At 48.1% G+C, this 14,934-nt stretch carries 11 protein-coding genes; 1 reads left to right on the plus strand and 10 read right to left on the minus strand.

Translation table 11 applies throughout. The features are described from left to right. Positions 1-346: 346 nt before the first annotated feature. Positions 347-2,404 carry a TonB-dependent receptor gene (locus KXJ80_RS03420; RefSeq protein ID WP_218737832.1) on the plus strand — a complete coding sequence of 686 codons (2,058 nt, stop codon included), beginning with the start codon at positions 347-349 and terminating at the stop codon, positions 2,402-2,404. A gap of 80 nt (positions 2,405-2,484) precedes the next feature. On the opposite strand, the gene KXJ80_RS03425 is transcribed toward KXJ80_RS03420, so the two are convergent. The 10 genes from KXJ80_RS03425 to KXJ80_RS03470 form a co-directional block, all read right to left on the minus strand. Next, positions 2,485-3,468, minus strand: a complete 984-nt coding sequence (locus KXJ80_RS03425) for a formate dehydrogenase subunit gamma (protein ID WP_172587355.1) — start codon at positions 3,466-3,468, stop codon at positions 2,485-2,487. A gap of 76 nt (positions 3,469-3,544) precedes the next feature. Then, complete coding sequence (fdh3B, locus tag KXJ80_RS03430; protein WP_037423445.1) at positions 3,545-4,114, minus strand: formate dehydrogenase FDH3 subunit beta; 570 nt, start codon at positions 4,112-4,114, stop codon at positions 3,545-3,547. A 29-nt stretch (positions 4,115-4,143) separates the two neighbouring features. Beyond that, on the minus strand, positions 4,144-6,996 hold the full coding sequence (locus KXJ80_RS03435; RefSeq protein WP_218737833.1) for a molybdopterin-dependent oxidoreductase: 2,853 nt from the start codon (positions 6,994-6,996) through the stop codon (positions 4,144-4,146). A 17-nt stretch (positions 6,997-7,013) separates the two neighbouring features. Beyond that, complete coding sequence (locus KXJ80_RS03440) at positions 7,014-7,214, minus strand: twin-arginine translocation signal domain-containing protein (RefSeq protein ID WP_037423451.1); 201 nt, start codon at positions 7,212-7,214, stop codon at positions 7,014-7,016. Positions 7,215-7,593: 379 nt separating this feature from the next. Continuing rightward, entirely contained in the window at positions 7,594-8,622 is a 1,029-nt protein-coding gene (locus KXJ80_RS03445; RefSeq protein ID WP_037423454.1) for a formate dehydrogenase subunit gamma, read from the minus strand. 49 nt (positions 8,623-8,671) lie between these two features. Further along, positions 8,672-9,268 carry a formate dehydrogenase FDH3 subunit beta gene (gene fdh3B / locus KXJ80_RS03450; protein WP_007651894.1) on the minus strand — a complete coding sequence of 199 codons (597 nt, stop codon included), beginning with the start codon at positions 9,266-9,268 and terminating at the stop codon, positions 8,672-8,674. A gap of 26 nt (positions 9,269-9,294) precedes the next feature. After that, positions 9,295-12,144 carry a molybdopterin-dependent oxidoreductase gene (locus KXJ80_RS03455; protein ID WP_037429190.1) on the minus strand — a complete coding sequence of 950 codons (2,850 nt, stop codon included), beginning with the start codon at positions 12,142-12,144 and terminating at the stop codon, positions 9,295-9,297. 17 nt (positions 12,145-12,161) lie between these two features. Then, positions 12,162-12,359, minus strand: a complete 198-nt coding sequence (locus KXJ80_RS03460; protein WP_011074127.1) for a twin-arginine translocation signal domain-containing protein — start codon at positions 12,357-12,359, stop codon at positions 12,162-12,164. Positions 12,360-12,525: 166 nt separating this feature from the next. Beyond that, positions 12,526-13,203 carry a TorD/DmsD family molecular chaperone gene (locus KXJ80_RS03465; RefSeq protein ID WP_218737834.1) on the minus strand — a complete coding sequence of 226 codons (678 nt, stop codon included), beginning with the start codon at positions 13,201-13,203 and terminating at the stop codon, positions 12,526-12,528. Positions 13,204-13,213: 10 nt separating this feature from the next. Continuing rightward, positions 13,214-14,875, minus strand: a complete 1,662-nt coding sequence (locus tag KXJ80_RS03470) for a 4Fe-4S binding protein (RefSeq protein ID WP_218737961.1) — start codon at positions 14,873-14,875, stop codon at positions 13,214-13,216. Positions 14,876-14,934 lie beyond the last annotated feature (59 nt).

Consider the following 14,934-nt stretch of genomic DNA (forward strand, 5'->3'; position numbering starts at 1 on the left):
GATTGTGAGGCAGATCGCAAAACTTACAAATGTTTATAAGTGTATCCATGGCGCTATCGCACGTTGGGGCTGATCAACCAAACACCACGTGCTTTCGCTCGAATCAAAGCCCGCCAAATCTCTGCAAAAAAACTGAGGCGTCAATGCGTCCTCGTCTGTCAAAGCGAGTGACAATTGTTCCTTGCTCAATTGTTTATCTCTCATTCCTACGAATTTGCGTTCGGTCACAAAACTATACATTGAATGTAAATGATATTGGTTATCATTTGGATTTAAGGTTGTTTTAATGTAGATTGTCGGCATTTCAAGCTAACACCGTTTATCAATGAGTGCCGTCGAGGTTTTTATGGAATGCAGGGCGTTTAAGAAAAGTGCAATTGCCGCAATAGTTTCGAGTTTACTGGTCTCTTCCGTTTATGCTGGCGTGGATGCAGAATCTTCAGAACCGATTGAAAAAATTACTGTTTATGGCGAAAAAATTGAGCGTAGCCTGAAGGATACGACGTCATCTATTTCAGTGATTGATAAGGAAACCCTCGATAGCGGCCAATACCAATCAACCTCAAGTGCCTTATCTGAGGTGCCGAACGTGGTGGTGTTATCCGGCTCTGTGCCCGATATTCGTGGGGTTTCTGGTAATGGTTCGGCCTCCGGATTTAACTCTTTCACCGGTGGGGCTCGTGCGCGGGTATCAACCTTAGTCGATGGTGTGGCGGAGCCTTTTGTTGCGGATCTTACCGGTGATACTGGGCTGTGGGATATTCAACAAATTGAGGTTTTCCGCGGTCCGCAATCGACGATTAATGGTCGTAACAGCATTGGCGGTACGGTATTTATTAAAACCGAAGATCCGACCTTCGATTGGCAGGGCGCGGCTCGCGTGGGTTATCGCAATCAAGATAACTTTATCGACAGTGCGGTGATGCTCTCAGGCCCGATCCTTGATGATGAGTTAGCATTTAGGGTGAGCGGGCAAAATGTGACGGGCGAAACTTACAATAAAGGCTTGGAATACGAGACGAATCCCGCCACATTTGATCAAAATGAGTTGATCACCAATCGCTGGCGCGGCAAATTTTTGTGGCAGCCGAGTGCGATTGAGGATCTCAAAATGCTCTACAGCTTTTCATACAATGATGAGAAAGGTGACTCAGGGCGTAACTATTTTACCGGTGACGATCCATGGGCATATAAGCCGATTTCCCAACGTTATATCGAGACTAAATCGACAACTCACTCAGTGATAGTGGATTATGACCTCGGGGAAGGGCAAGCCCTCGATCTGATTGTCGCCTATATGGATTACGATTGGGGCTTTGAAACCTATGAGCCTCTCGTGACCGCCCAGCAATATGTGGATATGGAGGACAAGAGTTATACCGTAGATGGCAAATATAGCTTTGGCCTTAAAGACAAAGATTTCAACGGTTTTGTTGGTTTAGCCTATTTTAAACGTAGCCAAGATTTTGGTAGTACTGGCAGCTCAATCTATAGTGGTGATGACAGCACTAAGTCAGCCTCCGTTTATGGTGAAGTCACCTATGGGCTCGCCGACTCGATCTGGATTACTGTTGGTGGCCGCGTGATGCGTGAGGAGCAATTACGTAACTTCAACATGCGCTATCAAGGTAGTCTACTTGAGGAAAAACTCGATGACGCCAATACCGTTACCCTGCCGAAGTTAGTGCTGCAATACGCGCTGAATGATAATACCATCTTAGCGGCCAGTGTTCGTCGTGGTTATAACTCGGGTGGTGGCGCGCTGTCTTTGGTGGAAAGCGAGTATTACTACTACGATGAGGAGTTTGTAAATACCTATGAACTGAGTAGCCGTAGCGCATTTGCCAATGGCGATGTCAACTTAAGTGCTAATATCTTCTACAACGATTTTGATGGTTATCAAGCGTCTAATAGCGCCCGCAAAATTACCAATATCGATAAAGCCGTCAGTTACGGTATTGAAGCCGAATTCAGCGCCATGTTAACTGAAAACTGGCAGTTTATTTCGGGCGTAGGTTTACTCGATAGCGAAATCAAGCAAGCCGACCCTAGCTATGGGGATATTATCGGTAATCAGTTGAACTCAGCCCCGCATATTACTGCTAATGCCGGATTCAAGTATTGGATGAATGATGCGTTCTCTTTCGGTTTTTCAGGCAACTATGTTGGCGAGTATTTTGCGGATATTAATAATACCGAATCTAGAATAGCGGGTGATTATGTTGTTGCGCGTGTGAGCCTTGATTATCAAACCGATAGCTGGAGAGTTAGCGGCTTTGTCAACAACCTGTTTGATGAGCAAGCGTTGACGGTAAATGAACCCGCCAGCCGCAGTTACCCCGATGGTTATGCCGCGATTATCGACCCCAGAAATATCGGTGTCTCTGTGATGTATCGCTTCTAATCGCTCGATTTAACGCACTTATTTTACCCATAAAAAAACCTCCACAATATGCTGTGGAGGTTTTTTATTTTCAGCGACTTTTACTCTTTATATTTCAACGTGCCGTTAGCTTTGATTTCGTCGTACCACAGGTTGTGGTGTTGGGTTGCCCAGTTTTCATCACAATAACCAGACACCATACACTCCATACCGCCTTCGGACATTACCGTTGCCATGAAGATATGCACGATAGAGAAAGCACAGATCACAATAGCGCTCACTGAGTGCAATACCAGCGCGATCAAGCTTAAGGTGCGGCTTGGTTCGAAAAGATTTGGGAACAGTAACAACATGCCTGAGGCTGAAATCACTAATCCAAACAGGGCAAAGGCCCAGAACCACATTTTTTCACCGGCGTTAGCAAAGCCTGCATCAGGGTGTTTACCTTTGAATGGACCAAAGTTGATGTAACCACCAACAACCAGGAACCACTTCACGTCGTACATTTTTGGCAGCTGGTTCTTCGCCCATAACACTGTCATCAATGCCCAGCCGATCATAAACGGAATCGCCATCACATCATGGATTTGCTTAGCGCCATAGACGATAGCTTCCCAGATGCCTTCGCCCAACCAAGGTTGGAAGAAGAAGCGACCTGCTAATAAGGTTAAGCCCGTTAATATCAATAGTAAGCACGGAATCGCACCTAACCAGTGAATAGAAACGTCGAATTTAGACCAACGATGCACTAACTTGCCTGAAAAACCATGGTGTAGCTTAGAAATGCCGTTCACCTTGATAAATAAGACAAAGATAATGATCATGCCGAATAGCGCTGCCATTAAAGCCGGCGCTAACCAGTCGCTACGCAGCTCCAACACCCGTAGATCATAAGTATTGATCGGCTGTGCGTGGAACTCGCTTTGTGAGGTAGTGTATCCCGTCGCGCCATCCTTCAGCTGTGCCCAAATTTGGGCATCAGAGGCTTGAGGTTGGATCGCCTGTCCATCACCACCATTGGCTAGACACACGGCACTAAATAGCAGTGCTATGGCTAAACCTATGTGTTTGAACCATTTGTTCATCATACATCCTCTCTCGCTTAGTGGCGCCTGCAAGCAGGCGCCAAGCTAAGTCTGTGGACAGATCCTGTGACCTGAATTAATTCCAAGCCGCGTTTTTAGCACCACGGTAAGCCACGCGCTCACGGAAGATGTTCGAAACAACTTCTGCATCACCCGCTAATAAGGCTTTAGTGGCGCAGAGTTCTGCGCACATTGGCAGTTTGCCTTCGGCAATACGGTTTGAACCGTACTTCTGGCGCTCTGCCTCTGAGTGGTTTTCTTCTGGGCCACCGGCACAGAAGGTACATTTATCCATCTTACCGCGGCTACCAAAGGCACCTTTTTTCGGGAACTGTGGTGCGCCAAATGGGCAGGCGTACAAGCAGTAACCGCAACCAATACAGGCATCTTTGTTATGTAGCACAATGCCGTCATCTGTTCTGTAGAAGCAGTTTGCTGGGCAAACCGCCATACATGGTGCATCTGAGCAATGCATACAGGCGACAGAGATTGATGCCTCACCTGGTTGACCATCGTTGATGGTTACCACGCGGCGGCGTTGGATACCCCACTCGAGAGCGGAGTCGTTTTCGTTTTTACATGCGGTGACACAGCCGTTACATTCGATGCAGCGCTTGGTATCACACAAAAATTTCATTGTAGCCATAGTGGCAATTCTCCTAGCTTAAGCTGCACTTACGCTTTAACGATCTGACAGAGCGACGCTTTGGTTTCCTGCATTTGGGTCACAGGGTCATAACCATAGGTCAGTGCTGTGTTACAGGATTCACCGATAACGTAAGGCACTGTGCCCTCAGGGTAGTTAGGCGCTAAGCTTTCGCCGTGCATCACACCCGCAAAGTGGTAAGGCATAAAGGTCACACCTGGTTTAACGCGTGGCGTTACCATGGCTTGTACTTTAATGCGGCCACCTTCGGCGCCCTCTAACCATACAAACTCACCGTTGCGGATACCGCGGTCGGCAGCGTCACCTGGGTTGATTTCAACAAACATTTCCTGTTGAAGCTCAGCCAGCCATGGGTTAGAACGAGACTCTTCACCACCACCTTCATATTCCACTAAACGACCAGAGGTCAGTACTAATGGATATTTACCGCTGAAGTCTTTCTCTTGGATTGACTTGTACAGTGTTGGTAGACGATGAACTTGCATATCGTCGTAGGTTGGGTACTTAGCGACTAAGTCACGGCGTGCGGTGTATAACGGCTCGCGGTGCACTGGTACTTGGTCTGGGAAGGTCCAAACAATACAACGGGCTTTGGCGTTACCAAATGGGATACAACCGTGCTTAATTGCCACGCGCACGATACCGCCTGATAAGTCGGTCTTCCAGTTGCGGCCTTCGGCTTCGGCTTTTTCTTCCGCAGTCAGATCATCCCACCAGCCCAATTGCTTGAGCATATCGGCAGTAAACTCAGGATAACCATCTTGGATTTCCGCACCCTTAGAGTAAGTGCCATCCGCCAAAATGCTTTGACCGTTGTATTCAACACCATAACGAGCACGGAAGTTACCGCCGCCGTCTTTTACGTGTTTGGCTTGGTTATACAGAATTTGGGTACCAGGGTGTTTCGCCTCTGGTGTACCCCAACATGGCCAAGGTAAACCGTAGGTTTCGCCCTTCGCAGGACCACCTGCGGCTTCAAGCGTTTTATTGCTGAAGGTGCCCCAGTTTTGGGTGTGCAACTTGATACGCTCTGGGCTTTGACCTGTCATACCGATAGTCCACATACCGCGGTTAATTTCGCGAGTAATGTCTTCGATTACTGGTAAGCCGTTTTCTTTGGCGATGCGTTTAGTGTACTGCTCGTCAATACCGAGTTTTTGCGCTAAACGGTACATGATTTCGATGTCGGTTTTTGACTCGAATAAAGGTTGGATAACCTGCTCACGCCATTGGATAGAACGGCCTGAGTTAGACACTGAACCTTGTGTTTCAAACTGAGTCGCAGCAGGTAACAGGTACACGCCATTCTTACGACGGTGCATAACACCTGCCATTGTTGGGAATGGGTCGACAACGACGACTGTATCCATCTTGTCTAAGGCATCACGCACTTCACGTTGACGGGTTTCAGTGTTGACCGATTGACCCCAGAAGAAGGCCATACGGATATTGTCTTTCTGAGCCAGTTTGCTCTTGTCTTCTAACACGCCATCGTGCCAGCGAGAACAAGGAATACCTGGAGTGGTCATTGGATCTTTGCCTAAGTAGGCGTTTTGATCGAAACGGCTCTTCACCCATTCCATATCTAGATCCCACACGTGGGTCCAGTGAGTCCAAGCCGCAGAGGTTAAACCGTAGTAACCTGGTAAGTTATCGAATAACAGACCTAAGTCAGTCGCACCTTGTACGTTATCGTGACCACGGAAAATGTTAGTACCGCCGCCAGATACGCCCATGTTGCCTAAGGCTAATTGCAGAATACAGTAAGCACGAGTGTTAGCGTTACCGACGTGATGCTGAGTACCTCCCATACACCAAATCACAGTACCAGGACGATTATCGGCCATCAGTTTAGCGGCTTGATAAACCACTTCTTCGCTTACGCCAGTGATATCCGCCACTTCTTTTGGAGGGAATTTTTTCACTTCTCTGCGGATACTTTCCATCTCGAATACGCGTTGTTTGATAAAGGTTTTATCTTCCCAACCGTTTTCGAAAATGTGCCATAACATACCGTAGATAAACGGAATATCAGTACCAGGACGAATTGCACAGTGCAGATCTGAGTGCGCTGCTGTGCGAGAGAAACGTGGATCAACGACGATGATTTTCGCGTTGTTTTTCTCTTTAGCGATCAGAATGTGTTGCATTGAAACCGGATGCGCTTCCGCTGGGTTTGCCCCGATCAGGAAGATAGCATTGGCATTCTGAATATCGTTGAAAGAGTTTGTTTGCGCACCGTAACCCCAAGTGTTAGCAACACCGGCTACCGTGGTAGAGTGACAAATACGAGCAGAGTGGTCGACGTTGTTTGTGCCCCACATGGCCGCCAGTTTGCGGTACATATAGCAGCCTTCGTTAGAAAACTTAGCACTACCCATGAAGTACACTGAGTCTGGGCCAGATTCTTTACGAATGTTGAGCATTTGGTCGCCCACTTCGTTAATCGCATCTTCCCAAGAGATTTTTTTCCACTTGCCATCAACCAATTTCATTGGGTATTTCAGGCGTTTTTCACCGTGGCCATGCTCACGCAGTGCAGCACCTTTAGCGCAGTGACCGCCGGCGTTGAATGGGTGATCAAATGCGGGTTCCTGACCTGTCCATACACCGTTTTGTACTTCGGCATATAGACCGCAACCGACGGCACAGGCACTACAAATCGTACGTTTAACTTCGATAGGCGCATCGTGCGGTACATCTTTGGCTTCTGCGCGGCGCATCATGCCAGTACCCATCAGAGAAGCGGCTGCGATACCACCAGTAGCAATACCAGCTTGCTTCATAAATTGACGACGGCTAATGCCTAACGTCGGTTTGTCGGCCACTTTGGCGACATCGGACTTGCGAGTTAACTTCATCGCTGACTTCTCCTAGATTAGCTACGCAGGCTATCGTAATAGCTGATAATGTGCGCAGTTTCGTGGTAACCCTTAGGTTCTTTAGTTGTTACCTTGCTGCTCTCGCTGGCTTGGGCTGCACTGATGCCGGTAGCGGCAATTGCGGCGCCGGCTACGCTGCCAACGGTGAGTGCTTTAAGCAAAGAACGGCGAGTTAAATCGCTAGGTTGTTGCTTCATGCTGACTCCTGAAATAGGGGTTATGGTTCTTGGGATGGCGCGACTTTTCGAGGAGTGGTGCTTGTTATCAAAAAGTGAAGATTAGAGGTGGAAAAGATAATAAAATCATCTTGCTTGCCGTTAATCATCGCGCGTGACGGCAATATAGTAGGAAAAGATTGAGTAGGATTTGATCTAGAACAGTTTGCGGTAACAGAAGATGATACGCCAATCCAAAAGCGTTAACTTGCTCATGCTTTGGCGGTTTATTTGAGATGACAAAAATGCCCGATTTCTACTTCAAAACAAAATGTTTGTTAATAAGTTGTTGGTTTGGTTTGGATAAAAAAACACCCCGCAGTGCGAGGTGTTTTTATCGGGTTAAGTATAACCCCTTGCGTTAGTCTTTATAACGCAAACTGCCGTTGGCTTTGATTTCGTCATACCAAAGGTTGTGATGCTGGATAGCCCAGTTTTCATCACAATAGCCTGACTTCATGCACTCCATACCACCTTCACTGAGCACCGTTGCCATCCAAATATGCACAATAGTAAAGGCAATCAGGATAACGGCACTGATCGAGTGGATCAGCAGCGCGCCCATCGAGGCTTCACGGGGTAGGTCTAAGCCGGGTAATACCAACATGATGCCAGACACACTGATAAACAGCCCGAATAGGGTCAGTGTCCAGAACCACATTTTCTCACCGGCGTTGGCAAAACCACTGTCAGGGTGTTTACCTTTGAATGGGCCAAAGTTGATATAGCCACCGACCACTAAGAACCATTTAAGATCGTACATCTTAAAGGTTTGAAGTGGCATCCATTTCACTACGCAGACAATCCACGCCATGATAAAGACGGGGCCAGCCCAGTCATGTACAGTTTTACTACCGTAGATCAGTGGTGCCCAGATATCTGGCCCAAGCAGTTCCTGCACGACATGCTTACCGAGCATAATAGTTAAGCCAGTAAACATCAGTGCAAGACAGCTAATTGCCATGATCCAATGGATCCACAAATCTGCCTTTGACCAACGTACAACCATCTTGCCCGAGAAACCGTGGCTGAGTTTTGAAGGACCATTCACCAGATAAAACAGTAAGAAAGCACCAAACACACCTGTCACGGCCAAGGCCATAATCGGGGTGATATATTGATTCCTTATTTCTTTACCTTGGTTACCGGCAACGTTAATCAATACCCCAGTTTCGACCCCTTTGGCCGTGGTATAGCCAGTTTCACCTGACTTTACCGCACGCCACAGATCGGCTTCGCTGGTTTGCGCTTTCGCCTGCTGTTGGCTCGATTGCTGATCACTTGCCAGTACTGAGCCTGCGCTCATGACTGAGCCAAGTCCCAATCCCATCACGAGTACCATCAGAGCAAACAGACTGCGCAGTGATTTGTTTAACTGTTTGTTTAACATTTTCACTCCTTGCCAGAGGTTAGGGATCACTCCCTAACCTTCACTCTGCTTAGTTAATCTCACCGGTTTTTGGGTTGTAGCCCCAAATCACGTTAGGATTGCCTCGAGATGCCATACGTTGACGGTAAATGTTTGATACCACTTCCGCATCACCCGCGAGCAGTGCTTTAGTTGAACAAAGCTCTGCACACATAGGTAGCTTGCCTTCAGCAATACGGTTGGCACCGTATTTCTTGTGCTCGGCTTCGGAGAAGGTTTCTTCTGGGCCACCGGCGCAGAAGGTACACTTATCCATTTTACCGCGGCTACCAAAGGCGGTTTTCTTCGGAAATTGCGGTGCACCGAATGGACAGGCATAGAAGCAGTAACCACAACCGATACAGGTATCTTTGTTGTGCAGCACAATGCCATCGTCAGTACGGTAGAAACAATCTGCCGGACATACGGCCATGCAAGGAGCGTCGGTACAGTGCATACATGCGACTGAAATCGATGCTTCACCTGGTTGACCATCGTTAATTGTCACCACGCGGCGACGTTGAATACCCCACTCCAGCGCGGAGTCGTTTTCGTTTTTACATGCTGTGACGCAGCCGTTACACTCGATGCAGCGTTTGGTGTCACACAAAAATTTCATGACTGCCATAATGGCTTATCTCCTCATCAAGTTGGTTAGGCTTTGCTTATCTGGCACAAGCTGGACTTCGTTTCTTGCATCTGAGTCACAACGTCATAGCCGTAAGTTAAAATGGTGTTTGCCGACTCACCTATCACATAAGGCACTGTGCCTTCTGGATAGTTTTTCGCTAGGCTCTCGCCTTCAAATACCCCTGCGAAGTGGTACGGCATAAAACATTCACCCGGTACAACCCGTGGCGTCACCATTGCCTTCACTGTGATCTTGGCGCCTTCAGGGCTATGAACGAAGACATTGTCACCGTCACGAATACCACGGTCAGCAGCGTCTGCCGGGTTCATTTCGATAAACATTTCTTGTTGTAGCTCGGCTAACCAAGGGTTAGAACGAGATTCTTCACCACCACCTTCGTATTCCACTAAACGACCAGAGGTCAGTGTCAGTGGGAAACCTTGGGTAAAGTCCTTATCCTGAATCGACTTATAAAGTGTCGGTAGACGCGCAACCATACGGTCTTCGTAGGTTGGGTACTTAGCGACTAAGTCACGACGAGGAGTGTAGAGTGGTTCGCGATGCAGTGGGATATCATCTGGGAAAGTCCAAACGATACAACGTGCTTTCGCGTTACCGTAGGGAATACAGCCATGTTTAATGGCAACACGTTGAATGCCGCCAGAAATATCTGTCTTCCAGTTTTTGCCTTCAGCGTGTTTTTTCTCTTCTTCGGTTAAATCGTCCCACCAACCCAATTGCTTGAGCATATCGGCAGTAAATTCGGGGTAACCATCTTGGATTTCACTACCCTTAGAGTAAGTTCCTTCAGCAAGAATATTGACGCCATTGTGCTCAACACCATAGCGGGCGCGGAAGTTACCACCACCATCTTTAACATGTTTGGCTTCGTTATACAGAATTTGGGTGCCAGGGTGTTTCATTTCTGGCGTGCCCCAACATGGCCATGGTAAGCCATAGGTCTCACCCTTGGCTGGACCTCCCGGTGCTTCTAGGCTGTCAGCATTAAAAGTACCCCAGTTTTCTTGGTGCATTTTTAAGCGTTCTGGGCTATGTCCTGTGTAGCCGATTGTCCACATACCTTTGTTAAATTCGCGGGTAATATCTTCAATCAATGGCTCATCACCGTTGACTTTGATTTGTTTGAACAGTTCTTTATCTATGCCTACTTTCTTAGCGAGTTTGCACATGATCACGTGGTCTGGCAGAGATTCGAACAGCGGCTCTATCACCTTCGAACGCCATTGAACTGAGCGGTTTGTGGCTGACACTGAGCCGTAGGTTTCAAACTGAGTCGCAGCGGGTAGCAGATACACCCCATCCTTACGTTGATGCATCACGCCTGCCATGGTTGGGAATGGGTCCACAACCACCACAGTATCCATTTTATTCAGTGCTTCACGCACTTCGCGGCCACGGGTTTCAGTGTTGACCGATTGCCCCCAGAAGAACGCTAAACGAATATTGTCCTTTTGCGCGATTTTGGTTTTATCTTCAAGTACGCCATCGTGCCAGCGAGAGCAGGGGATACCGGTTGAAGTTTGTGGTGTTTGACCTAAGTATTCGCCTTGGTCGAAACGGCTTGCCACCCATTTAGGATCGAGATCCCACACATTGGCCCAGTGGTTCCATGCTGCAGTGGTTAAACCGTAATAACCGGGTAAGTTATCGAATAACAAACCAAAGTCAGTTGCACCTTGTACGTTATCGTGGCCACGGAAAATGTTAGTACCACCACCAGGAACCCCCATGTTACCTAAAGCTAATTGCAATAAGCAGTATGAGCGGGTATTGGCATTACCGACGTGGTGCTGAGTACCACCCATACACCAAATAATGGTGCCGGGTTTGGTTTCAGCCATCATCTTGGCAACACGATACATTTGTGCCTTAGGTACGCCCACTACGTTTTCAACTTCTTCTGGGGTGTACTTTTTCACTTCTTCGCGGATACGTTCCATGCCGTAAACACGATGCTTGATAAATTCTTTATCTTCCCAGCCATTTTCAAAAATGTGCCATAACAGGCCATAAATGAACGGAATATCGGTACCTGGGCGGATATGCACGTACTCATCAGATTTAGCTGCAGTACGGGTGAAACGAGGATCAACGACAATAATTTTGGCGCCGCGCTCTTTACCAATCAAAATATGTTGCATTGCAACTGGATGAGCTTCACTTGGGTTTGCCCCAATAAACATGATGCACTTAGAGTTGCGAATATCGTTAATCGAGTTAGTTTGCGCACCGTAGCCCCAAGTGTTTGCAACACCGGCTACTGTGGTAGAGTGACAAATACGGGCTGAGTGGTCGACGTTGTTCGTGCCCCACAATGCGGCAAATTTGCGATATAAATAAGCCTGTTCATTTGAGAACTTAGCACTACCCATAAAGTAGATAGAATCTGGACCTGATTCTTGGCGAATCGCCATCATCTTATCGCCCACTTCATTGATGGCTTGATCCCAAGAGATCTTCTTCCACTTACCGCCTTCTAACTTCATTGGGTATTTCAGGCGTTTTTCGCCATGGCCGTGCTCACGCAGAGCTGCACCTTTAGCACAGTGACCGCCTTGGTTGAATGGATGGTCAAATGCGGGTTCTTGGCCTGTCCACACACCGTTTTGTACTTCAGCATAGATACCACAACCCACTGCGCAGTGAGAGCAAATGGTACGCTTAACTTCAGTCGGTGCATTGTGGGGGATATCTTTGGCTTCTGCTTTACGCATCATGCCAGTACCTAGCATTGACGCTGCAGCAATACCACCAGTGGCAAGACCTGCCGATTTTAAAAATTGGCGACGATTGAGACCGAGGGCGGGCGCTTTAGGCTCGACAACTTGGTCTGTTTTGCGGGTTAATCGCATCACACACACTCCTCTGGTTAGTTGTTCAACGACGCATAGTAATTACGGATATGGTCGGTTTCGCGATAGTTGTCACTCTTAGGTTCGCTTGGGGCAACAGTGGGGGTCGCAGCCAATGCTTGGCTACTCACAGTCGCTACCGCGCCAGCCGCACTGCCGAGTGCTAATGCTTTGAGCAGTTGACGGCGGCCCATGTCGGAAGCTTGCTTCTTCATAGTGTCTCCTTGTGTTACTAAATGAGGTGATACAAACCACGACCACCTCGGTTACTGTGGAAGCCTAAGCTTCCTTTTTGTGGCAAAGGTGAACGTTAAGTCCACCTTTGCCTATCAAACTTATATGCGATAGACAGCAAGATACTGCTCGCAAATTACCTAAAGTTTAGTTCATTAATTCCGCTTGTTTTTCGATATCGCTAGCCGCAGGCTGTAGTTCTGAACTGCCGGGGCAATTAACTGGGATATTTAAACTGAGTTGTTCAAACTCCGCAGCTTCCATCTCGAAAAACGCTTTAGCAAGCTGAGCGACCGTAGCGTAAAAGGCGGCACTAGGTGCTTTACCTAGGTTGTCGCAGAAGCGCTGAATCCAGCTGCCAATATGGCGTTGGTAAAACGCTAGTTGACGATAACCTGGAGCCTCAAGAATTAATGTGCCCATCACTTCACACAGAGCCGCCACATGATCTTCCGGCTCTTTCACGTTTTCTTCACGTTCAAAACCGAGTTGCATTAAGTCTTGGCGTAGCAGAGCCAAGGGCTTATCCATCAGTGAGCCTGTCATAAACCAGCTGCCATAGGGCAGGATTTCGCCGCAACCTACACCGAGGAACAGGGCAAAATACTCATCTTCTAATTGTTCACTGCTGAACTGCTGGGCTGCCAATTGCAGGGATAACCAAGCTTTGGTCATCTCATTGTCTTCATTGGCGTCGATTTCAAGATTGGCCAAAAATTGCAGCAGTTCAGGGCTTGGATGGCGACGCAACAGGGCGGCTAACAGTTGATAGATATCGGCTCTCAACTGATCGTTTTCTGATACTTGTCTTACTGATTCGGTCATAGCGGATCTCTTATCGCAGTTGCTTTTCAGGATCTTGAAGAATGTCTTCAAACATGTCTTTTACCCGGCAATCGCCACACATTTTCAGTCGTTCAATATTGGCTGAGAATGCGCTGTGCGCGCCGACCATATCCAGCATCCGATGCACCATAGATTGGGTCGCAAAAGGAGAGCCACAGCGAATACATTCGAATGGGGCTTCTTCTTTCAGGGTGTGTAATTGCTGACGAGCAGCTTTATCAAAGTTAATTTGTGGCGTCAGACTGATGACCTTCTCAGGGCACGCCGCCTCACATAAGCCACATTGCACACAGTTTTGCTCAATAAAGTGTAGTGCAGGTTTGTCGCCACCATCTTGCAATGCCATGGTCGGGCAAATCGCCACACAGGACATGCACAGAGTGCATTTTTCGACATTGACGCTGACTTTGCCGTAGGGAACGTTGTTGATACTTAAACTACAGTTGATTTCACCTGCCTGGCTGTTCAGATGGTCAATCGCGTCAAACAAGGTGTTACGTTTGGTGGTCGATGCAAAAGCGCCCGGCACAATCACCGGCCAATCGAGGCTGATATCGAGCAGCGGCTCCAAATTCGCCAGCATGCTTGGGTCGATAAGGCTCAGGCGCTGCGGTTGGCCGATTTCATCTAACATGCTGTTGGCTAAAGCCAGTTCACCTTTCAACATTTGCGTGAGTGTGGGAGCTGTCGCCTCGGTATTGAGGATTAACACTTGGCGTGCGCCCCAAGCTAAAGCCGCTAACCAATGGTCAATGCTGGCAACGGTGATTTCTTCTAGGGCGACGGGTAATACATCCCCAGCTAAGTCGTCACCTATCAAACTGGCGCCAACCGCATTGTCGTGGAACAGGATCACGGGCGCGGTTTGGGCTTGCTCACGGTAACGGTTAATAATCTTATTCAGGTAAGAATGCAGTGCCTGTGGCGTCGGTAAGTCGTAACCAATGGCACCCGTCGGGCAGGCACTTGCACAGCTACCAGCGCCGTGGCAGAGGTAAGGGTCGACCTCAATTTTCTTGGCGACACTGCTAATCGCATCGGCAGGGCAGAAGTTGAGGCAACGGTTACAGCCGTTGATGCCATTACGATCATGGGCGCATAGGTCGGCATTGATTTTAACGTAACGGGGTTTATCAAACTGGCCCACCAGTTCAGGGAGTTGCTCCAGCGCATCGGCCAGTTTGGCTTCGTCTTGACCGACATAGAAATAGCCCGGCGGCAGCATCTCTAAATTCAGGCAAGGTGTGCTGCTTAAATCGAGGATCAAGTCGAAATGGGGTTTGCGAATAGCAACAACACTCAATTCAGCCGCGCCATCTTGGTGCTCAACGCTGACCTGGAATTGACCTAAAAATCCTTTAATGCCAATGAGTTTGTTGTAGTAGCTTTCGACATTCGTTGCCGCAGCCATGACTCGCTCAAGGTGAGTTTCATCTTGGCTGGTTATCGCTTCATTAGCCAAAATCACTCGGCTCGCCATAGTGGACAATTTGTCCGCTGCGAGGCGTGCCAGATCTTCGGGGCCAATAATTAGTACTGTACCTTCAGTGGTATAGCTCACTGTTGGCGGGATCAGATTCTGTAAAATTTGCGTTTGGGCTAACACATTTTGCCGCGCTTGTTTTAGCGCAAGCTGGGTTTGATTGGTCATCAAATGAGTGCTCACATTGCGTTCCTGAACAGTACTCTGGCTGCTCTTTATAGCTGTTT

The organism is Shewanella xiamenensis (genome assembly GCF_024971755.1).
GTDB classification, from domain to species: Bacteria; Pseudomonadota; Gammaproteobacteria; order Enterobacterales; family Shewanellaceae; genus Shewanella; species Shewanella xiamenensis.

Coding starts and splice junctions, on each gene's coding strand:
- KXJ80_RS03440 (WP_037423451.1), bottom strand. CDS start 7,214: ATGAAGCAACAACCTAGCGATTTAACTCGCCGTTCTTTGCTTAAAGCA.
- fdh3B (WP_037423445.1), bottom strand. CDS start 4,114: ATGGCTACAATGAAATTTTTGTGTGATACCAAGCGCTGCATCGAATGT.
- KXJ80_RS03470 (WP_218737961.1), bottom strand. CDS start 14,875: ATGACCAATCAAACCCAGCTTGCGCTAAAACAAGCGCGGCAAAATGTG.
- KXJ80_RS03445 (WP_037423454.1), bottom strand. CDS start 8,622: ATGTTAAACAAACAGTTAAACAAATCACTGCGCAGTCTGTTTGCTCTG.
- KXJ80_RS03425 (WP_172587355.1), bottom strand. CDS start 3,468: ATGAACAAATGGTTCAAACACATAGGTTTAGCCATAGCACTGCTATTT.
- KXJ80_RS03465 (WP_218737834.1), bottom strand. CDS start 13,203: ATGACCGAATCAGTAAGACAAGTATCAGAAAACGATCAGTTGAGAGCC.
- KXJ80_RS03460 (WP_011074127.1), bottom strand. CDS start 12,359: ATGAAGAAGCAAGCTTCCGACATGGGCCGCCGTCAACTGCTCAAAGCA.
- KXJ80_RS03420 (WP_218737832.1), top strand. CDS start 347: ATGGAATGCAGGGCGTTTAAGAAAAGTGCAATTGCCGCAATAGTTTCG.
- fdh3B (WP_007651894.1), bottom strand. CDS start 9,268: ATGGCAGTCATGAAATTTTTGTGTGACACCAAACGCTGCATCGAGTGT.
- KXJ80_RS03435 (WP_218737833.1), bottom strand. CDS start 6,996: ATGAAGTTAACTCGCAAGTCCGATGTCGCCAAAGTGGCCGACAAACCG.
- KXJ80_RS03455 (WP_037429190.1), bottom strand. CDS start 12,144: ATGCGATTAACCCGCAAAACAGACCAAGTTGTCGAGCCTAAAGCGCCC.